The organism is Frankia sp. AgB32 (assembly GCF_023243045.1).
Lineage (GTDB): Bacteria > Actinomycetota > Actinomycetes > Frankiales > Frankiaceae > Frankia.
This window is the reverse complement of sequence record NZ_JALKFX010000017.1, coordinates 60,390-80,925: the sequence shown is the minus strand read 5'-3', so window position 1 is coordinate 80,925 and position 20,536 is coordinate 60,390. Positions and strand designations below refer to the sequence as shown.

Here is a 20,536-nt window from a genome sequence, read left to right as displayed (position 1 = left end):
GGGGGGGGGGGGCGACCCCCCCCCCCCCCCCCCCGGCCTCTTTTCTATGCCTGGTAACGAGCCGCCAGCGTGCGCCGGAGCTCAGCCTTGACAATCTTTCCGGTCGACGTCCGAGGGAAGTCCTCGACCGTCTCGACGTACTCGGGCAGCTTCTGGCGCCCCAGACCGGCCTCGAGCAGCAGCCGCCGGGTGTCCTCGACGGTCGGCTCACCCGCCCCGGGCGCCAGCCGCACCACCGCGCAGACCTTCTCGCCGAGGCGGGTGTCGGGCACCGCGACGACCGCGACCTCGAGGACGTCGGGCAGCGTCTCCAGCACCAGTTCCTCGACCTCGGCGGCGCTGACGTTCTCGCCGCCGCGGATGATGATGTCCTTCTTCCGATCGGTGATCGTCAGACATCCCGCGGCATCGAGGACACCCAGGTCCTCGGTGCGGTACCAGCCGTCCGCGTCGAACATCGCCGCGGTCACCGCCGGGTTGGTGTAGCCGAGGCAGCAGTCCGGTCCCCGCGACCAGATCTCGCCGGCCTGGCCCACGGGGGTCGGCTGGCCGTCGTCGTCCAGCAGCCTGATCTCGACGCCGCTCAGGGGCCGCCCGTCCGTGCGCAGCCGCGCGTGCTCCTCATCGTGATGGTAGGTGCCGGTGATCGAGGGATGTTCGGTCGAGCCGTACATCCGCACGACCGAGACGCCCGCCGCCGCCGCCTTCTCGGTGATTGCCGGCGGCACGGCCGCGCCGCCCAGCCCGACGAACTTCAGCAGCTCACGGTGCTCGTCGGAGAAGTCGGGATGATCGAGAAGGCTGGTGAGGAAGTAGGTCGCGCCGGAGCCCGAGGACAGCCCGTACCGCTTCATGACGGCGAGGACGCGGGCGGGATCCCACACATCGATCACGTTGATCTGGTCACCGCGCAGCAGGGGGATCAGCAGGCCGCCGAGCATGCCCATGAAGTGGCCGAGCGGGGTGCCGGTCACCGCCGGCATGCCACCGCCCGCATCCATCTCGCCGAGCTGGCTCACCTCGCAACCGAGGGTGTTGTGGGAGTGGATGACGCCCTTGGGCTCCGAGGTGGTGCCCGAGGTGTACGCGATCAGCGCCGGGGCGTCCGGGTCGACCGCGACGGCCGCCGGCAGGGCCGGGCCCTTCTCCATCTCGGCGAACGTGCGCACGCCCGCGGGAAGGGGCGCCGTGCCCTCGCCGACCACCACCACGGCCTTCAGCGAGGGGACGTCGGCGCACGCCTGCGGCAGGTCGGCGAGATAGTCCCGGCGGCGGAAGGTGGCGGCGGAGACAAACGCCGCCACCTCTGTCCGGCGCAGGATGAAGGAGACCTCCTTGGGGCCGTAGAAATGCACGATCGGCACCACCACGGCACCCAGCATGCTCGTCGCGTAGAACGTGACCGCGGCCTCCACCCAGTTGGGCAGCTGGAAGGCGACCGTGTCACCCGGGCCGACACCACATTCCCGCAGACCGCCCGCCAGACCTAACGCTCTGGCATACAGCTCCGCGAAGGTGCCCTCCCACGGACGGTCCTCGGAGTGGATCCGAAGTACCTGGTCCGGATACTTGCGAAGCGCTTCCTCGATTTTCGACCCGAGGGTCCGGTCATCCCACAGACCCTCCTGACGCCACCGGTCCGCGAGGGTGCTCGGCACCGACCGGGTTTCCCATCGTTTTTCCGCCACCGCGTATCCTCCGCGCTACAGTGATGTCACCGTCGCCGACTTGTTTCCGGGGAACCGCTGGTTTCCGGGGAACACAGCCCGAGGAACACAGCCCGGGGGAACACGGTCAGAAGACCGACGTCGACGGTTGGACTTCGATAGTTCAACTTCGAAAACGATCGCCGGGAAAATGCCGGGCCAGGCCCTCGCGGGCACTCAGGACGTCGACAGCACCACGACCGGAATCTTCCGGTCGGTCCGCTCCTGGTAGACGTTGTAGTTCGGCCACTCCGTCGAGACGATCTTCCAGAGCCGGGGCCGTTCCTCGTCGGTCGCGGTGCGGGCCGTCACCGACAGGTGCTGATCGCGGACCTGGATCCTGGCTTCGGGGTTCGCGACGAGGTTCCCGTACCACAGGGGGTCCTTCGGGGCCCCACCCAGGGAGGCCACGACCAGGTAGTCGGCACCGTCCCGGGCGAAGATGAGGGCGTTGGTGCGGGGTTCGCCGCTACGACGGCCGGTGGTGGTGAGCAGCAACGCGTGCACACCGTTCCAGTCGTAGCCCACCTCGCCGTTGGTCTCCTGGTAGCGCCGCACATGCTCGGCTCCGACCAGGTTCAGATCCGGGGCCTGGTAGTTCTGCTCGGTCACGCGCCTGCCTCCTGTGATCCTCGAATGTTCCGTGCGGTGGCCCGCGGCGGACATCGCCGCGGACCACCGCGACGCCGTTTCCCGTCAGCCGAAGACGACGGGAATCTCGGTGGCCCCACGCTCGTACATGCCGATGTAGCGGGGCTGCGGGCCGTCGGGGTCCAACCGCAGGTTGGGCAGCCGGTCGAGCAGCGCGCCGATGCCGACGAGCATCTCGGCCCGAGCAACGTGCATCCCGAGGCAGATGTGGAAACCGCCGCCGAAGCCGAGGGAGCGCTTGACCGGCCGGCGCGGGTCGAACTCGTCGGGCCGGTCCCACCGTGCGGGGTCGCGGTTGGCGGCGCCGAGGCACAGGTGCAGCACCGATCCCGCCGGCAGGTGCTTGCCGAAGAACTCGGTGTCGCGGGTGACGTGGCGGGAGAACATCGGGTCGGTCGGCGTCCACCGCAACGCCTCCTCGATGGCCGGCCGCAGCAGCGACCGGTCCGACCGCACCGCCGCCAGCAGCTCCGGCCGCTCGAGCAGGGCGGTGAGGACGATGCCCATCTGCTTCCAGGTCGTGCCGGAGCCCGCCAGCAGCAGCAGGATCGCGAAGGAGTAGATCTCGAGGTCGGACAGCCGCTGGTTGACGCCGTCCTCGTCGCGCAGTTCGGCCTGGACGAGCACGCTGATCAGGTCGTCCTGCGGGTCTTCGCGGCGGGCCGCGACGATCGGCGCGAGCATGGCGGCGATCTTGGCGGGCGTGCCCAGCGACGCACGCACCTCAAGCGCCTGCTCGATCGGGATGCCGAAGCTGTGGGTGATCGTCAGGATTGGGATGGCCGCGCAGAAGTCGACGTTGAGCTCCGCCCGGCCCTGATCGACGAGGCCGTCGACCAGCAGTTGGACCGTCTCCTCGATCCACTTGGTGATCCACCAGCCGGCCTTCGCGGGAACGAAGGACGGCTGGACCAGCGCGCGGTAGCGCCGGTGCATCGCGCCGTTCATCGAGAGCATGCTGGTCTCGAAGCCGGGTATCTCGCCGGTCCCGTCGACCACCGCCGGTGACGACGCGAAGGTGACCTCGTCACGCAGCGCCGCGTCGCAGGCGGCGAAGGTGAACGCCGAGAAGTGCGGCTGGTCCGGGAACGGCAGTCCCTGGAAGAACGCCTCCCCGGGATAGCCGCTCAGCTTGTGCACCGTGCCGTCGTGCACCGGCGCCTCGGCCCGCAGCCGCGCCCAGAGGGGATAGGGGTCCGTCTGGAAATCCCCACCCATCAGGCTGTTGTAGCTGCTTCGGAGGTCGAACAGCTCTTTGAGCCGGTCTCGGTTCAAAGCCTGCAGAGTGGTCACCGGATCACCTCGCCACATATCCGCCGTCGACCGGCAGGAGGATGCCGGTGACGTTGGCCGACTGATCCGACACCAGGAAGACCGCGGCCTGCGCGCAGTCCTCGGCCGTGATCGGCCGACCCAGCGGATGCGACGCGCCGACCGCTCTGGTGGTCGCCTCCCGCGCGTCGGCGTCGTCCGGCAGACCGCCGGTGGTCATGAAGTTCGTGGCCGGCATTCCGGCCGGGCAGATGGCGTTCGCCCGGATACCGAACGGCGCCCCTTCGATCGCGACGCTGCGGGTCAGCTGGTGAACGCCGCCCTTGGTCGCGCCGTACGCGGCGCCGCCCCAGGCGACGATCCCGGCCACGGAACCGGTGTTGAGAATGACGCCGCCGCTGCCCTGCTTCTTGAACTGGAGCACCGCGTACTTGGAGCCCAGAAAGACGCTCCGCAGGTTGACCGCCGTCAGCCGGTCGAACTCCGCCACGCTGTGGTCCTCGAGTTTCGCGCCGAGACGCGGCGTCGGAATGCCGGCGTTGTTGAACATGATGTCGAGCTGGCCGTACCGCTCGACGGTGGCGGCGATCGCCGCCACCACGTCGTCCTCACGGGAGACGTCGCAGGCCACGGCGAAGGCGGTGCCGCCGGCGGCCTCGACGAGGCGGCTCGTCTCCTTGGCGCCGGCCAGGTCGATGTCGGCACAGACGACCCGGGCGCCCTCCTGGGCGAACCGCAGGGCCGAGGCCCGACCGACGCCGGAACCGGCGCCGGTCACGATCGCGGCTCGCCCCTCGAGTGACGCTGTCACTGTTCCTCCTGATCTCCCACGAGGCGCAGCGCGCTCGTGGGACAGGCCTCGACCGCGATCTCGACCGTCTCCAGGTCATCCCCGGCGGGATCGAGCACCACTGCCTTGGCCTCGTCGTCATGGGCGAAGGTCCCGGGGGCGTAGACGATGCACATCCCGCTACCGACGCACCGACTCCGGTCGACGACGGCGACGCCCTGGTCCACTGACATTCAGACGCTCGCCAGTGCTGGTGGCGCCGCCGGGGTGAAGCGGTAGAGCCGCTCGGCGTTGCCACGAAGGATCTTGTACTGGAGTTCCGGCGAAAGGTGCTGGATGAGGTTCTTCACGACCGTGATCGAGTTCGGCCAGGTCGAGTCGGAGTGCGGGTAGTCGGTCTCGCACATGATGTTGTCCTCGCCGATCTCGCCGATGCTCGCGATACCGTGCGCGTCCTCGATGAAGCAGCCGAACACGTGGTCGCGGAACGTGGCCCGGATGTCGAAGGTGTTCAGGTCGAGGGCGCCCGCGGCGGCATGGTCTCCGAACGTGACCCCGCGCTGCACCCAGAACCGCTGCTTGTCGATGACCTGCTCGGCCCGCTCCAGGAAGTACGGAATCCAACCGACTTCACCCTCGGACAGCGCGATCTTGAGCTTGGGGAAACGCTGGAACAGTCCGCTGAACAGCCAGGCCAGCATCGTTCCCGACGTACGCGTCGCGCCCCAGGCGAGGTTGGCCATGAACGGCGCGTCCCGGGAGATCTGCGGGAGCTGCGAGGACGAGCCGACGTGCATCGACACGACCATCTCGAGGTCGTTCGCCGCAGCCATCACCGGGTCCCAGTACCCCTTGGGGTCATGGATGGTGGGCAGGCCCAGCGGCTCCGGGTTCTCGGAGAACGCGAACGCGGTCGCGCCCTTGGCCGCGCAGCGCTCAAGCTCACGGGCGGCCAGCTGCGGGTCCCACATGGGGATCAGCACCAGCGGGATGTAGCGGCCCGGCGCGGAGCCGCACCATTCCTCGATCATCCAGTCGTTGTAGGCCTGCAGGCACTGGAAGCCGAACTCGCGGTCGCTGGCCTCCATGAACAGCTGCCCGCAGAACCGGGTGATGGTCGGGAAGCACAGCGACGCCAGAATGCCGGCCCGGTCCATGTCCTCGAGCCGGGCCTTCGCGTCGTAGCATCCCGGCCGCATCTCGCTGTAGGGCAGCGGCTCGGGGCTGAACTCCTCCTTCGACTTCCCGACCACCGCGCTCAGGCCGGAGCTGGGGAACTTCTTGCCGTCGTAGACCCAGAAGTCCATGCCCTTGTCGTCGAACTCCATGTGCGGGGCACGGTCGTGGTCCTTGCTGGCGATCCGGTCGAGCCACAGGTTCGGCGGCTCCAGGACATGGTCGTCCACCGAGATCAGCCAGTCGAGGTTCAGATCGGTCATGGTGCTCCTCCGTTTCGGGGCGAGGTCAGCGAAGGTCGCCGACGGACACGTGCTTGACTTCCTGGAACGACCTGATGCCATCCGGCCCGCGCTCACGGCCGAGGCCGCTCTGCCCGTAGCCGCCGCTCGGCGCGTAGGCGCTGAACAGCCCGCGGTTGACCGCGACGGCCCCGGTCCGCAGCCGGCGGGCGACCGCGAGCGCCGCCGGGACGTCCGCGCCGTACACCTGACCGGACAGGCCGTACTCGCTGTCGTTGGCGATCCGCACCGCGTCGTCGACGTCGCGGTAGCCGATGATGGTCAGGACGGGGCCGAAGATCTCGTCCTGGGCCGCCGGGTTGGTGTTGTCCGGCACGTCGAGGACGGTCGGCTCGAAGTAGTAGCCGCGGTCGAGCCCGGCCGGCCGGCCACCGCCGAACGCGACCTTGCCGCCGTGCTCCTGCGCCAGCGCGACATAACGCTCGCACCGCTCGCGCGCCGCGGCATTGATCAGCGGGCCGAGCATCGTGCCCGCCTGCGTGGGCGGGCCGACCGTGAGCGCGGCGTACATCCGCGACACCGACTCGACCACCTCGTCCTTGCGGTCCTGCGGCACCAGCATCCGGGTCGCGGCGACGCAGGCCTGCCCGCTGGTGAGGGCGACCACCGCGGCGGCGCCGGCAGCGGCCCGCTCCACCGCGTCCGGCAGGTAGATCTGCGCCGACTTGCCGCCGAGTTCGAGGGCCACGTGCTTCACCGTCGACGCGGCCTGGGCGAGGATACGCCGGCCGACCGCGGTGGAGCCGGTGAACGAGACCATGTCGATGGCGGGATGGGAGGTGAGCAGCTCCGCGCCGGCCGCGCCGGCCTCGTTGACGACGCTGAGCACGCCCGGCGGCAGGCCGGCCGCCTGCGCCGCGGTGCCGAACACCAGCGAGGACAGCGGCGTCAACGGGCTCGGCCGCAGGATCACCGAGTTGCCCGCCAGCAGCGCGGGGATGAGCTTCTGGAAGGCCATGATGATCGCACCGTTGTAGGGCGTGATCGCCGACACCACGCCGACCGGCTCGTAGCGTCGGATGCTCAGGGTGGTGCCGCCACGGACGAGATCGTCGAGGGGTACCGGGTTGAATTCCTCGTCCGGCATCGACAGGTACAGCTTAATCGTGTTGCGACCGAGGGCCACGCCGGCGAGGTACTGCGCCTGTTCCGCGAACTGCACCGGCTGGCCGGCCTCGGCGACCATGGTCGCGATCAGAGCGTCGCGGGACGCCTCCACGGCGTCGAGGAAGGCGCCGATGACCTGGGCACGGTGCTCCCGGGGGGCCTGCGCCCACGATCCCTCGTCGAAGCTGCGGCGGGCGGCGAGGATCGCACGCTCGATCTCGGCCAGCGGCGTCACGCCCACCTCGGTGAACGTCGTCTCATCGGCCGGGTTCTCCACGGCGAGGGTCTCCTCGCCCGTGATCCAGCTACCGGCCACATACGAGCGCCGCTCGGCAAGAACCTCAGACACGGACGCTTCCCTTCTGCCGGATTGGTCGCGCCGCACGCGCTGGACGGCGCGGCGGCGACTGCGAGCCCGCGGCGGCGGCGCTCAAAACTGCTCCGCGCTGTACACGACCGCCCCGCCGAAGTGCGGCGAGGACTGGCAGGCGACGCCGATGGTTGCCGTGCGCTGGCGGTCACCGGCCCGACCCGCGAGCTGGAGATAGCACTCCAGCATCTGGGGAACGCCGTGCATCCGGCCGTTGCCCAGCGCTCCGCCGCCGGAAAGAACCGGCAGACCCTTGGGACTGTCGCTGTCGATGCCGCCGTCGAGTACGAAACGATGTGCCTCGCCCGGCGGGCAGAGACCGAGCGTCTCCAGCCAGAAGTACACGAACGGCGAGAACCCGTCGTAGAGCTGCGGCAGGTCGACCTCGGTCGGGCCCACGCCGGCGCTCTCCCACAGCCGCCGAGTCGTCTCCTGGCCGACCGACATGATGTCGTCGAGCGGCCAGTGCAGGGGTAGCCGCCGGGTCGCGGGGGCGCTGGTGGCGTAGCCCGAGACGTAGACCGGTCGATGCGGCAGGTCGGCGGCGCGGCGCGCGGAGGTCAGGACGAAGGTCGCCACGCCGTCGACCGGGATGTCGCAGTCGTACCGGCAGATCGGATCGCTGATCATCGGCTCGGCCAGGTACTCCTCGGCCGACAGCGGCCGCCCGTGCCAGTAGGACCACGGCAGCCGGGCGCCGTTCTTGCGGGCCTCGACCAGGACGGCGGCCATCGCCTCGCGGCTGGCGCCGTAGCGCTGGATGTACTCGTTGTAGGGCAGAGCGATCATCGACAGCGGGCCGAAGTAGCCCTGCGGCGCCGTCCACTGCAGTGATCCACCGGCCGACGCCATCGGGTTGCCGTGGTAGCGGCCGGGCGGGTTGTGCATGGCCCGGTGCAGCACCACGTAGTCGGCGGCGCCGGCGGCGATCGCGTTGACCGCCATCGCCACCGCCCCCGGCATCTGCCCGATGCCCTGGAAGCCGGCGGCGTAGCGGGGCCGGACGCCGAGGTTGTCGGCCAGCCAGGTGGCGGAGACGGTGCTGACGCCGTCCTCGACGGCGTGGGCGCCGGCGGTCGGGAACAGCGGGGCGGTCACGAAGCCGTCGATCTGGTCGGTCCGCAGGCCCGCGTCGGCGATCGCCCGGCGTGCGGTGTCGAGGGTGACGACACCGAGCGGCGCCGCGGCGTGGCGCTGGACGACGCTGTGCGCGTAGCCGACGAGGGCGACCTGGTTGCTCGCGCCCAGCCGGCCGCTCATACCGGCGCTCCCAGCGTGAACGCGGGGATCGAGACGCCCGGCGCGACATCCTCGAAGGCCACCGTCACCCGGTCGCCGAGGCGCAGGGCCGCGGCCGGTCCGTCGAGCAGCCGACCGATCATCCGCAGTTCGGACTGCTCGGTCAGCTCGACGTCCACGAGAACGAAGGGGACCTCAGCACCGAAACCCGGCAGGAACGCCTGCCGGACGACCGTCCACGAGCGCACCGTGCCCGTGCCGCTGACCGGCTCGAACCGGAACCGCGGGTCGACGCTGTGGCAGTGCGGGCAGGTCTGGCCCGGGGGCAGGACGAACGAGGCGCACCGCGAACATCGGGCGACGACGAGGGTGTGCCGGGCGGCCGCCGCCCAGTAGGGCCGGGAGACCTCGTCCGGTACCGGTAACGGCCGTGGGGTGCTCACGGGATCACCCCGGCGTCCTTGAACTCGATGATCTTCTCCCACGAGTGGCCGAGGTCGACCAGCACGGTCTCGGTGTGCTCTCCGTGCTCGGGCGCCACCCGCAGCACGGGCGGGCGCTCGTCGAACTGGACGGGTCCGGTGGGAAGCGTGTACGAGGAGCCGCCGTCGAGGGCGACCTCGCCGAGGTAGTCGTTCGCCAGGACCTGCGGATCGTCGAGCAGTTCCTCCACGGCCTGTACGGGCGCCCACGGGGCGTCGAAGCCGTCCAGCAGGTCCTTCCACTCCTCGAAGGTGCGGGTGGCGAACTCGGCGGCGAGCGCGGTGACGCACTCGTCGCGGTGGGCGGCCCGGGCGGCCAGGTCGGCGAAACGCGGGTCGGCGCCCAGGTCCTCGCGCCCGAGAAGCTGGCAGAACCCGGCCCAGTAGCGGTCGGCCTCCAGGAACACCAGCTGGATGTGCCGGCCGTCCTTCGTCCGGTACACCCCGACCAGCGGGTTGACGTAGGCCTCGGTGCCGGTCGCGGCGCGGGGCCGGCCGCCGGCGAGGGCGGCGAGCACATCCGAGGACAGCGTCCACATCGCGGTGGCGAGCAGCGACACGTCCACGACGGACCCGCGCCCGGTGCGGTGGCGGCCCAGCAGTGCGGCGGCCACCCCGAAGGCCAGGGACATCGCGGCGTTGCGGTCGCCCATCGCCCCGCGCTGACCGATCGGCAGGTCCCGGTCCGGCGGGCTCAGCACATGCGCCATCCCGCCCTGCGCCCAGAACGCGGACGAGTCGTAGCCTGGCCGGTCGGCCCCGGGCCCGCGAACTCCGAACCCGTGGCCACGCGCGTAGACGAGGCGCGGGAAGCGTCGTGTCAGCTCGTCGGCGTCGAGCCCGAGCCGGCGCAGCGCCCCCGGCCGGAAGTTGGTGAGGAAGACGTCGGCCGTCTCCAGGAGCTCGTCCAGCAGGGCGCGCCCCTCGTCGGTGGCCAGGTTCAGGGCGACCGATCGCTTGCCCCGGTTGGCCAACGCCATCGAGAGGTTCACCCCGCGGCGTTCACTCCCGATGCCCTGGGTGGCCAGTGCACGGTACGGATCGCCCTCGGGCCGCTCGATCCGGATGACGTCCGCACCCCAGTCGGCCAGCAGCGCCCCCGCCACGGGGACGAAAACCCACTGCGCCAGTTCGACGACCCGCACGCCTTCGAACGCACCTTCACCCACTCCGCGCCTCCCGACCCGGCTGCCATCTCGGCGCAACCGTCCGTGTAACTTTAGACCAACGTTCTCTGGATTGGAAATTCTCTATTTCCGAATCAATAGAATGCCATTCTACCTAAGCGCGCCGGGCCCTGCCGCCACGACAGAGATGGCCTCGCCAAGGCCGCGACATCGCCGCCCACCAGCCATACCCGACCACATACGGATGCCACCCGTACGATTACTTTCCGTGAATCACGACTCCGCGGATGTTCGTGCCGTCACGCATCTCCGTGTAGCCCTTGTTGATCTCATCCAGGGCGTACCGCGTCGTGATCAGCTCGTCCAGCTTCAACCGCCCCTGGCGGTAGAGCTCCAGCAGCGCGGGAATGTCGCGGGAGGGGTTGGAGGCGCCGAACAGCGAACCCTGCAGCCGCTTCTGGTACAGGACGACATGGCGCACGGAGATCGGGATGCCCACGTCCAGCGCGGCCTTGCCCATGCCGACCAGGACGCACGTGCCGGCCTTGCGGATCGCGTCGACGCCCGCCGCGACCTGGTCACCGCTGGTCACACCCACGCAGATGATGCAGGAGTCCGCGCCCTGACCGTTGGTGAGCCCGCGGGCGATGTCCGTCGCCTCGGCCATGGTGGCGACGGCATGGGTGGCGCCGAGCTTCAGCGCCGCCTCCCGCTTGAACTCGACCGGATCGACCGCGATCACCGTCGAGGCGCCGGCATGGGCGGCGCCCTGGACGGCGTTCATCCCGATCCCGCCCACGCCCATGACGATGACGACGTCGCCCGGGCGCACCTCGGCGGATCGGACCGCGGCTCCCCAGCCGGTCGGCACCCCGCAGCTCGTCAGGCAGGCAAGCTCCAACGGGACGTCGTCCGGGCAGCGGACGGCCGACTGCACCGAGACCGTGGAGTACTCGCTGAACGCCGCCACGCCGGCGGCCTGTCCGACGGGACGCCCGTCGATGGACATCCGCCGGCTGCCGTCGGCGCGCATGCCCGACAGCACGCGCGCACCGTTGTCGCACAGGTTCTGCATGCCCGAGGCACACCAGCGGCACAGCCCGCAGGTCGACAGGAAGGACAGGACGACATGATCGCCGACCTTCCACCCGGACGTGTGCGGACCAACCTCCTCGACGACCCCCGCGCCCTCGTGGCCACCCGCCAGCGGCAGCGCGCCCGCGGGAAGAGGCAGGTCCGCCGTCGCGATGTGGTCGTCGGAGTGACACATCCCGCCGGCCACCATCCGGACGAGCAGCTCGTCCTGCTGCGGAGGCTCGAGCTCCACGTCGACGATCTCCCAGCTTCCTGGCTGGTCGAACAGGACCGCTGCCCTGGTGAGCACGGGGTTCCCTCCACATCATCGGGTTTCGTTGTCATCGGATGACCGTCGCCCGCCGGCCCTCCCCGGAGGCGGTCCGGCCAGGTCTGTCAGCTCGAGGCGGCCGAGGCCGTGGCACCGGCCTCACGCTCAGTCGTGACCTCGGCCCTGTCCACGGACTCGGACTCGGCCCTGTCCACGGCCACGGGCTCGGACTCGGCCTTGTCCACGGCCTCGGCCTCGTCCACGGCCACGGGCTCGGCCTCGTCCACGGGCTCGGCCTCGTCCACGGGCTCGGCCTCGTCCACGGGCTCGGCCTCGTCCACGGCCACGGCCACGGCCACGGGCTCGGGCTTGTCCACGGCCACGGACTCGGACTTGTCCACGGCCACGGACTCGGACTCGGCCTTGTCCACGGGCTCGGGCTCGGTCTTGTCCACGGACTCGGACTCGGACTTGTCCACGGCCACGGACTCGGGCTCGGTCTTGTCCACGGCCACGGCCACGGACTCGGCCTTGTCCACGGACTCGCGCACGCCGAAGTAGGCGGCCTCGATGCGTTGCGGATCGGCGGCGAGTTCGGCGGCCGCGCCCCACAGGACGATCCCGCCGCGGTTGAGGACAGCGGCCTGGTCGGCCATCCCCAGCGCCATGCGGACGTGCTGCTCGACGAGTACCACGGCGCAGCCGTACTCCTCGGCGACCTGCCGCAGGGTCCGGAACAGGGACTGGACGATCAGCGGGGCCAGTCCCATGCTGAGCTCGTCAACGAGCAGGACCTTCGGCTTCTGGATCAGCGCCCGGGCCATCACGACCATCTGCTGCTCACCGCCGGACAGCGCGCCGGCGGGAACGTCCCAGCGCTTCTCCAGGTCGGGAAAGGTCTCCAGCATCGCGCGGGGCTTAGGCCCGTCGCGGCGCGCCGCGGCCCGCAGGTTGTCCTCGACGGTGAGGCTGGTGAACAGCGCCCGGTTGTCGGGGACGAGGACGACGCCGGCGCGGTTCGCGGAGTGGGGCCGGCCGCTCGGCAGGCGCACGCCGTCGACCTCGATCGTCCCGGCGCGGGCCGGGAGCACGCCGGCCAGGGTGAGCAGCAGCGTGGTCTTGCCCGCGCCGTTGGGCCCGAGCAGGGTCAGCACCGTCCCGGGCTCGACGGTCAGGTCGAGGTCGCGGAACACCTCGGAGGGACCGTGCCCCCCGGCCAGCCCCGCGCACAGGAGTCCGGTTGTCACTAGGCCACCACCAGCATGTCGGAGGGTGTTTCGGCGTCGTGGACGTTGCCCAGGTACGCATCAGCGACGGCCCGGTCCGCGCGGATCGCCGCCGCGTCGCCGGCGGCGATGACCTTGCCGAAGTCGAGAACGTAGATGTGGTCGCAGACGTCGAGTACGAGGGCCACGTCGTGGTCCACGAGAAGCACACCGACGCCGCTGCGACTGATGGAGCGGATGCGCTCACCGAGCCAGACCGACTCGGTGGAGTCCAGCCCGGCGGCGGGTTCGTCGAGCAGGAGGATCTCCGGGCGGGTGGCGATCGCGCGGGCGATCGACACCAGCTGGCGTTCGCCCTGGCTGAGTTCACCGGCGGGCCGCTCGGCGATGCCGGCGATGCCGACAAGGTCCAGCGCGGCGGCCAGGGTGCGGTGGCGCTGCTCGCCGCGCACACCCGCGAGGGCGGCGCTGACGTTCTCCGTGACGGTGAGGTCGTCGTAGAGCTCGAGGGACTGGAAGGTTCGGGCCAGCCCGTGTTTCACCCGGAGGTAGGAGGCAACGCCGTCCAGCTGCTCGTCACCGAGTCGCACGGAACCGGAGGCCCGGGCGAACCCGGTGATCGCGTCAATGACGCTGGTCTTGCCCGCGCCGTTCGGGCCGATAAGCCCGACGATCTTTCCGGGTTCGACGGTCAGCGACACGTCGGACACGGCGACGACCCCGCCATACCGGACGGTGAGGTCGGCGACCCGCAGCGGCGCGGTGCTCTTCGGCTCGACCGCCGGATCCGCCTCGGCCGCGGCGGCCAGGGGCAGGACGCCGTCCTGCGCCGCGGTGATCGGATCGTCCTTGGCCCGCAGGGGCTCCGCCGCCGCGGGTTCCGCCGGGGCCGGTGTCCGCCCGCGGCTGCCGCGCAACCGTTTCTCGACGCGGGCGACGAGCTCGTGCCCGCTGCTCGCGACTCCCTCCGGGTAGCAGATCAGGACCAGAATCAGGCCGAGTCCGGAGACCACCGAGAACCAGTCACCGAAGTTCAGCCACTTGTCCAAGGCGAGGAAGATGATGCCCGAACTGGCGGCGATACCGGCGGTGATGCCGCCGTACACCGAGGTGACACCGGCCAGGTAGGCGGTCGAGAGCAGCGTGAGCCCGCCGATCGCGGTGAACGAGTCGTAGGTGACGATGCCACGCCGGTAGGCCAGCAGACTGCCGCCGAGTCCGGCGATGAACGAGGCCATCGCGAACGCGGTCAGCTTGACCAGGACGACGTTGACGCCGATCCCGGCGGCCGAGCGTTCGTTGGCCCGCACGGCCAGCATCGCGGAGCCGAGCGCGCTCATCCGCAGCCGGGCGACGCCCCACGCGACCGCGACCAGGACCAGCAGGCATAGCAGCCCGAACTGGATCCGCGGGAAGGCGTCGCCGGTGCCGATGCCCAGATTCCAGCCGAACAGCTTCGGCGTGGCGACCTTCCCGCCGTCGCTCCCGACGATGTCGGTGTTACGGAACCAGACGGCCTCGATCGCGTAGGCCAACGCGAGCGTGACGATCCCGAGCGTCAGCCCGCGCACTCGCAGCGCCGGTAGCCCGATCACCACGCCGAGCACGGTGGCCGCGAGGGCGGCGAGCAGCGGCGCGAACGGGAAGGGCACGTGCCAGCTCTGGGTGAGCCCGGACAGCGTGAACGCCGCGGTGCCGGCCAGGGCGAGCTGCGCCAGGGACACCTGCCCGGCGAAGCCGGTGACGACGACCAGCGAGAGGCCGATGATCGCGAAGATGAACGTGGCGATCACCGCTGCCCGCCAGGTGCCGTCCGTGACCAGCAGCGCGACCACGCCCACCGCCGCGCCCACCAACGTCGGCACGGTCAGCCTGCGCGGCCGGGGTGCCCGCCCCAGGGGTTGGCGGACCAGCCCGCCGCGCAGGGGGATTCCCCTGCCGGTGACCAGCAGCGCAATCATGATCACAAGCAGGGGGACGAGTTCCGCCGAGCCCGAGCTCGGCATCCAGGAGTGGTCGGCGGCGAGCGTGAGCGCCTCGGACTGCACCATCCCGATGATCACACCGGCAGCCACCGTCGCGATCAGGTTCTGGAAGTTGCCGACGACGGCCGCGGCGAGAGCCGGCACCACGAACAGGGTGTACGTGGTCGGCGACAGCGGGCTCAGCGGGGCGATCAGGATGCCGGCCGCGCCGGCGACCGTGCCGCTGATCATCCAGTTGTACAGCGCCACCCGGTCCGGGGAGATTCCGCTGACGTAGGCACCGACCTGCGATTCGGCCGCCGCGCGCGTCAGCAGCCCGAACCGGGTGAACCGGTACATCGCCGCGAGCATGACGGTCAGTACGACGACCGTCACCGCGAGGTAGAATCGGTCGGACAACAGTGTCAGCGAGCCGAACTCCCAGCGGTCCGACGGGAAAATCGTCTCCACGCTCACCGGGGAGGTACCCACCCGGACCACCATCACCGACTGGATCACGACCAGGACCCCGAGCGAGGCGACTGCCCGCGCCAGCGGCGGCGCGTCGCGCAGCGGCCGGAACACCAGCCCATACAGCACCGCGCCCAGCAGCGCCCCGAACACGAGCGCGACCAGCAGCGCCGGGGCGAACCCCCAGTCCCCTCCCACGTTCACCGAGGTCGGCAACCCGGGTAACAGGATGAGCAGCTTTCCGCTGCGCAGATAGGCGTACGAGTAGGCGACGAACAGGGCGACCGCGCCCGTCGCGAAGTTGATGACTCCCGAGCTCCGGAACGTCAGGACGAGCGCCAGCGCGAGCGCCGCGTACACCCCGCCGTTGCCCAGGCCGAGGAGGAGTGAGCCGACATCGTTCATCGCGAACTCCCGACTGTGTCCTGTTGGTTGCGCACCGGCGCCGCCGAGATGACCGGCTCGGCAGGCCACCTGGTCCCGCCGGACCCGTTCGAGTACGTGACCGTCCCGGTCACACCACCCACTTTTGGTAACGTGAAGCTGTCCGTGTGTGACGAGCGCTCCGCCCGCACCATGTGGCCCGTTCCTTCCTGCGGCGCGTCGGCTCGCCGCGCCACGTTGTCGCCCAGCACTCCGTCGCCGCCGGGGCATGGGGCTACGGTGCAAAGACCCACGTCGAGGCCGACTGGACACGCCCGGGAGACCGATGCTGACCACCGGGCGTGAGAAAGTCAACATCGGGGTCAATATTGAGTTTCGCACGACTGGTCGCACGCCGCCGACCAGTGGCGGGAGACCACGCCACCGGCCGGCGCGCCGCGTGATCGCGGGGGCGACCACCCCGGCTCCGCGCCCGGTTCGACCCCCGACTCCCCACCGCTCCCTGGTCCATGCCGGGCGGACCGGGACGGCCCCTGGCGCACACCGACCCGGAACCTCGACCGCTGACGGCGATGACGTGTTGACGGCCGGCGGCACCGCCGTCAGACTCGACCGCAGTGTGGCCCACCGGCCTTTCTGACTATTGCCAGGAACGCTCCGGTCGAGCCGCGGGCGACTTTCGGTAAACCAATCCCGAGCGCCGTCGCGCCATCCAAAAGGCCGCGCGACAAAATGCTCCGGCCGATGATGCCATCGTCGTCCAACGGTTCAGAACGTTATTTCGACCGCCTTCCCCGAGAGGACGTGACCGTGCCCGGTCCCGCACAGGGAGACCTGCCTGCCGCCCGCCGTCCCAGTATTCCCGAGAATCTCGACGAGGCGTTATCCACCGACTGGATCACTGCGGCCCTGGACACCCGGTTTCCCGGGATCAAAGTGACCTCGGTGACCCGCGGCCCGGTGGTGAGCCGGTTATCGACCAACGCCAGGTTCCACATCGACTGCGCGGGTGGAGTCCCCGCCGGACTCTCGCCGGACCTCTGCATCAAGGGCTATTTCACCGCGGTCGGCTGGCCGGTCCGGTTCACCGGGAAGCCGGAGGCCCGCTTCTACCGGGACCTGGCCGCGCCCACCGGCATCCGCACCCTTCGCAGCGTGTATTCAGCTCTGGATCCCGACACGGACGCGAACGTGATCATCACCGAGGACGCGGTCGCCGCCGGGGGTGTCTTCCTCGACGGCCGGTACGCCTACACGCCGGAGCAGGCCGCGGACAGTCTGGCGGAGTTGGCCAGGCTGCACGCCGCGACCTGGGGTGATCCCTCGCTTGCCGGCGCCGGGTGGCTCGACCCACGGCTGACCGGACTCCTCGCGGGCAGGGGGGTCAGGGAGATCCGCGGCAACTTCGAGAGCTGGGTGGGAGCCGCCGTCCCCGAGCGGACGCGGGATGCCGAGCGGCTCGTCAGCGCCTTCCGCGCCCTCGCCGAGGGCACCCGGACGTCGCCGGTGTGGAGCGTCATCCACGGCGATCCGCACGTCGGCAATCTCTACCTCGACGGCGACGGCCGGCCGTCCTTCGCGGACTGGCAGCTCGTGCAGCGTGGTCCGTGGTACCTCGACGTCGGCTACCACATCGCGTCCGCCCTCACGGTGGCTGACCGCCGACGCACCGAGGGGGATCTGCTGCGCCACTATCTCGACCGGCTGAGCGCCGCCGGCATCGCCGCACCCTCGTGGGACGACGCTCTGCTGGGTCTTCGCCGCGGCATCCTGTACGGCTTCTACCTGTGGGGCATCACCCAGCTGGTCGACCCGGAGGTGACCAGCGTGCTCCTCGAACGCCTCGGCACCGCGGCCGCCGACCACCACGCGTTCACCGCCGTCGACCCGATCCCCACGCCGTGAGCGGGCCGGTGGCGTCCAACACCGGTTGCCGGCCAACACCATAGTTGCTAATGTTGACGTCGATATAGATATCGGCCCCATCGCCAGATTCCGCCCACCACCCGACGATGGAGTAGTGGCAATGCCTGTGAGCCGAGCGACGGAACTGCCGGCGAACGGTGGCGGCCGGTGGCCGAGTACCGGGTTTCGTTCCGTGCAGTGGGGCGAGATGGAGGTCGGTTACACGGTCACCGGGGCAGTGGACTGCACGCCGGCGTATCAGGGACTACCGGACGGTCTCTGTCCGTGCCCGCACTACGGCTACGTCTTCAGCGGTCGGTTGCGTGCGGTGTATCCGGGCAGCGACCTGCCGGAGGAAGTCGCGGTGGCCGGAGATGTGTACTTCTTCCCGGCCGGTCACTCGCTGATCTACGAGGAGGACAGCGAGTGCCTCGAGTTCAATCCAGCGGCACCGCTGCAGATGGTGATGGATCATTTCGAGAAGATGATCGCCCAGGGTTGGACAGGCGACGTGGTCTCGGGCGAATCCGCCGGCTGACCCTCCTTCGGCCATGACCGGACATTCCGTTGTCCGGTGCCGGTACGGTCGCGCGAACTCCCGCCGTCAGCGCACGGGACCGCCTCGATCCACGACCCCGGTCAGGCACCGTCCCCGCTGGGGTTGCCACCAAGACCTCGGAGGCAGAACCTCCACAGACGTTCGCCGATCACCTCCATCGGCTCCGCGGCCGTCGCGAAGGCGTAGTGGTGATAAACGGACATGACCAGCCTGGCCACCAACTCCGCGTCCTGCTCCACATCGCTCGGGTCGAGCAGACCTGCCTGCCTGGCCGCGTCGAGTTCACCTGCGACGAGGTCCGCGAACGGCCGGGTGGCGTGGGCCATCTCCTCCGGGTACTGCTGGTGGAGCCGCCAGTGCTCGGTCGTGATGAACTGCGATCCGGCGCTCTCACTGCTCTGGGTGCCCAGGGTGGTCAGCGCGGCCACGATGTAGCTGCGCAGTCGGGAGAGCGGGTCCGCTATGCCGCTCGCGGCCTCCTGGAAGCCCGCGACCTCACGGGTGATCAGATCTTCGACCACGGCCAGCAGTAGCTGGTCCTTGCCCGCGAAGTGACGGTAGAAGGTCTGCATCGCGACACCGGCCTCCTTCACGAGCTCCTGGGTCGTGAACCGGGCGCCCTTCGTCGCGATCAACCGCTCGGCGGCCTCGACGAGATTCGTCGCCTGCTGCATGCTGCGCGTCCGCGAACGCTGCACCGTCGGCGATCGGTCAACGGCTCGCTCGACCCAGGGCACCGTCGAGACGTTGTCAGCACTCACGACAGTGCACCCGTCCTCACCCGCATCAAAGTCCCGAGACGTGAAGCGACACCCAACACGAGACGTGCCAGGCTCGCCCGCACCCGCCCGCACCCGCCCGCGCGCCTCTCAGCCGATCGTCCGTGGCTCGGCGTCACCGCCTCGGTAGAACGATACCCTCACTACTCGGGGTACGGTATTTCTCGTCTCGGTAGAACCAAGGGCTCTCACCACGGTGTGACGCGGTCGTCACGCCCATCAGGCCATCGTGTAGCTAGGCCGCGAGCAGGTCCAGCACTCCCAGCTCGTCGATGGCGGCCGACACGTTGGCTGCCATCGACAGGAACATCCGGTCGGAACTGGCCGTCCGTGGGGCGCTCGCGAAGACGCAGCCGATCATCGTGATCACCGGTCCCTGCAGCATGCCGCAGCGGTAGTCCTCGAAGCAGTCGTCCGCGGAATAGCCGGTGACCCCGTGTGCCAGCAGGCGCCGGTGATAGGCGGCAACGAGCCCTGCCTCGTGCGACCGCCGGTCGGCGGGTGCCAGGGCGGTGGAGAGGAAGTAGGCGAGATCGCGGCCGGGCAGGCCGACCTCGACGGTCTGCCAGTCGACTGTCCGCTGCTCGCCGTCGCCCAGGAACAGGAGGTTGTCCAGTCGGTAGTCCCCATGGACCAGGGACCGGTGGGACGACATGCGATTCCCCCAGCCGGCGACGAGTTCGGCCGCGCGCCGAAGGACGCCGACGTCGCGCGGCCCGAGATCGGCGTGGTACCGCGCGGTGAAGTCGGCGGCGGCCGCGACGGCCGTCTTGCCGAGGATCGCCAGGCCGGCGTCGTCGAGCTCGATCAGCCAGTCGGCCTGCGCCACGAGGTCCGTCTCGTTCCAGAACGGTGCGTGCAGGCCCGCGAGGTTCTCGACGGCGAGGGTCGCCTCGGCGAGCGTGCAGCCCTCGACCTGCCTGCCGGCCCGTGCCGGCCGGACGTCCTCCAGCACCAGGGTGAAGCGCAGCCGGTCCTCGCTGAGCGCGGCGCTCCAGCAGTGGGGCACCCGGATCAGCGCGCGCGAGGCGAAGGCGACGTAGAAGCCGACCTCGCTGCGGTAGGCGCGCCGCAGCCGACGGCGGACGTCCGTGGAGCCGGCGGCCATCTTCACCACCACGCTCCGCGGCCCGCGGCTGGTCTGGCCCGGCTTGAGATCGAGGTGGAAGCGGTAGCTGACGGCGGTCTGTCCCGTGCCGACGGGTTCGTAGCGCAGGCCGGTGACCTCGACGTCGCTCCCGCCCGCACGGAGGACGTCGGTCATCCACGCCGGCGTGATCTCGGCCGGGTCGTCGACGACCCGGGTTGCGCCGAAGGGGTGGGCCGACCCGCCCACGTCAGGCTCCCCGCTCATGGCTCCAGCCCGACGCCCGGTTGCGTGAACGTCGTTCCTGGGTGCCGACGCCATGGTTCCGCGGTCACCGCACTCGTCCGATTCGCGGCGGAATCGAATAGCTATCTGGATACATGTCGCCTCCAGCCTTGGGGACTGCACGCGGCGCCTCAGCCACGACGGGCAACATAGCGTTCTATTAACATCGACGTCAATATTGCCCGGTCGCCAACCTCCGCGCCAGACAGGGCGAACGTCCGGCGTGCCGGCCAACACCAACCCATGGACGCGGCCCACGACCAGCACAGCGAGGGCGCGGCAGCGGCGGGCCGCCACGTCCCACCCGTT

At 70.2% G+C, this 20,536-nt stretch carries 17 protein-coding genes; 2 read left to right on the top strand and 15 right to left on the bottom strand.

Annotated features, from left to right (window positions below):
* Positions 1-44 precede the first annotated feature (44 nt).
* From MXD60_RS07935 to MXD60_RS07875, 13 genes are all read right to left on the bottom strand, one after another.
* The gene (locus tag MXD60_RS07935) at positions 45-1,688 is read right to left on the bottom strand and encodes an AMP-binding protein (protein ID WP_248818339.1); all 1,644 of its coding nucleotides are present in this window, start codon (positions 1,686-1,688) and stop codon (positions 45-47) included.
* A 195-nt stretch (positions 1,689-1,883) separates the two neighbouring features.
* Positions 1,884-2,318, bottom strand: a complete 435-nt coding sequence (locus MXD60_RS07930; RefSeq protein WP_248818338.1) for a nitroreductase family deazaflavin-dependent oxidoreductase — start codon at positions 2,316-2,318, stop codon at positions 1,884-1,886.
* An 84-nt stretch (positions 2,319-2,402) separates the two neighbouring features.
* Positions 2,403-3,668 carry a cytochrome P450 gene (locus tag MXD60_RS07925; protein WP_283097984.1) on the bottom strand — a complete coding sequence of 422 codons (1,266 nt, stop codon included), beginning with the start codon at positions 3,666-3,668 and terminating at the stop codon, positions 2,403-2,405.
* Positions 3,655-4,440 carry an SDR family NAD(P)-dependent oxidoreductase gene (locus MXD60_RS07920; protein ID WP_248818336.1) on the bottom strand — a complete coding sequence of 262 codons (786 nt, stop codon included), beginning with the start codon at positions 4,438-4,440 and terminating at the stop codon, positions 3,655-3,657. Before MXD60_RS07920 ends, MXD60_RS07925 begins: the two co-directional genes overlap by 14 nt.
* Positions 4,437-4,652 carry a ferredoxin gene (locus tag MXD60_RS07915; protein ID WP_248818335.1) on the bottom strand — a complete coding sequence of 72 codons (216 nt, stop codon included), beginning with the start codon at positions 4,650-4,652 and terminating at the stop codon, positions 4,437-4,439. Before MXD60_RS07915 ends, MXD60_RS07920 begins: the two co-directional genes overlap by 4 nt.
* Complete coding sequence (locus MXD60_RS07910; RefSeq protein ID WP_248818334.1) at positions 4,653-5,858, bottom strand: amidohydrolase family protein; 1,206 nt, start codon at positions 5,856-5,858, stop codon at positions 4,653-4,655.
* 25 nt (positions 5,859-5,883) lie between these two features.
* Entirely contained in the window at positions 5,884-7,353 is a 1,470-nt protein-coding gene (locus MXD60_RS07905; protein ID WP_248818333.1) for an aldehyde dehydrogenase family protein, read from the bottom strand.
* Positions 7,354-7,434: 81 nt separating this feature from the next.
* The gene (locus tag MXD60_RS07900; RefSeq protein ID WP_248818332.1) at positions 7,435-8,634 is read right to left on the bottom strand and encodes a thiolase family protein; all 1,200 of its coding nucleotides are present in this window, start codon (positions 8,632-8,634) and stop codon (positions 7,435-7,437) included.
* Positions 8,631-9,056: a Zn-ribbon domain-containing OB-fold protein gene (locus tag MXD60_RS07895; RefSeq protein WP_308222400.1), complete on the bottom strand. Its 426-nt coding sequence runs from the start codon at positions 9,054-9,056 to the stop codon at positions 8,631-8,633. The genes MXD60_RS07900 and MXD60_RS07895 overlap by 4 nt, the downstream gene beginning before the upstream one ends.
* Positions 9,053-10,264, bottom strand: coding sequence for a CaiB/BaiF CoA transferase family protein (locus MXD60_RS07890; protein ID WP_248818330.1), 1,212 nt, complete (start codon positions 10,262-10,264; stop codon positions 9,053-9,055). The genes MXD60_RS07895 and MXD60_RS07890 overlap by 4 nt, the downstream gene beginning before the upstream one ends.
* Before the next feature lie 217 nt (positions 10,265-10,481).
* Positions 10,482-11,606 carry an NDMA-dependent alcohol dehydrogenase gene (locus MXD60_RS07885; RefSeq protein ID WP_248818329.1) on the bottom strand — a complete coding sequence of 375 codons (1,125 nt, stop codon included), beginning with the start codon at positions 11,604-11,606 and terminating at the stop codon, positions 10,482-10,484.
* A gap of 86 nt (positions 11,607-11,692) precedes the next feature.
* On the bottom strand, positions 11,693-12,814 hold the full coding sequence (locus MXD60_RS30255; RefSeq protein WP_308222399.1) for an ATP-binding cassette domain-containing protein: 1,122 nt from the start codon (positions 12,812-12,814) through the stop codon (positions 11,693-11,695).
* Positions 12,814-15,633 (bottom strand): ABC transporter permease subunit, encoded by a 2,820-nt coding sequence (locus MXD60_RS07875; protein WP_248818328.1) that lies wholly within the window; start codon positions 15,631-15,633, stop codon positions 12,814-12,816. The genes MXD60_RS30255 and MXD60_RS07875 overlap by 1 nt, the downstream gene beginning before the upstream one ends.
* Before the next feature lie 789 nt (positions 15,634-16,422).
* Here MXD60_RS07875 and MXD60_RS07870 point away from each other — a divergent pair.
* Together MXD60_RS07870 and MXD60_RS07865 are read left to right on the top strand one after the other, a co-directional pair.
* A complete protein-coding gene (locus MXD60_RS07870; protein WP_248818327.1) occupies positions 16,423-17,517 on the top strand; it encodes a phosphotransferase in 1,095 nt (364 codons plus the stop codon).
* Between the two features lie 193 nt (positions 17,518-17,710).
* Positions 17,711-18,055, top strand: coding sequence for a cupin domain-containing protein (locus MXD60_RS07865; RefSeq protein WP_248818326.1), 345 nt, complete (start codon positions 17,711-17,713; stop codon positions 18,053-18,055).
* A gap of 101 nt (positions 18,056-18,156) precedes the next feature.
* On the opposite strand, the gene MXD60_RS07860 is transcribed toward MXD60_RS07865, so the two are convergent.
* The gene (locus tag MXD60_RS07860) at positions 18,157-18,837 is read right to left on the bottom strand and encodes a TetR/AcrR family transcriptional regulator (protein WP_308222398.1); all 681 of its coding nucleotides are present in this window, start codon (positions 18,835-18,837) and stop codon (positions 18,157-18,159) included.
* Positions 18,838-19,090: 253 nt separating this feature from the next.
* The gene (locus tag MXD60_RS07855; protein WP_248818325.1) at positions 19,091-20,209 is read right to left on the bottom strand and encodes an aminoglycoside phosphotransferase family protein; all 1,119 of its coding nucleotides are present in this window, start codon (positions 20,207-20,209) and stop codon (positions 19,091-19,093) included.
* Positions 20,210-20,536: the final 327 nt, after the last annotated feature.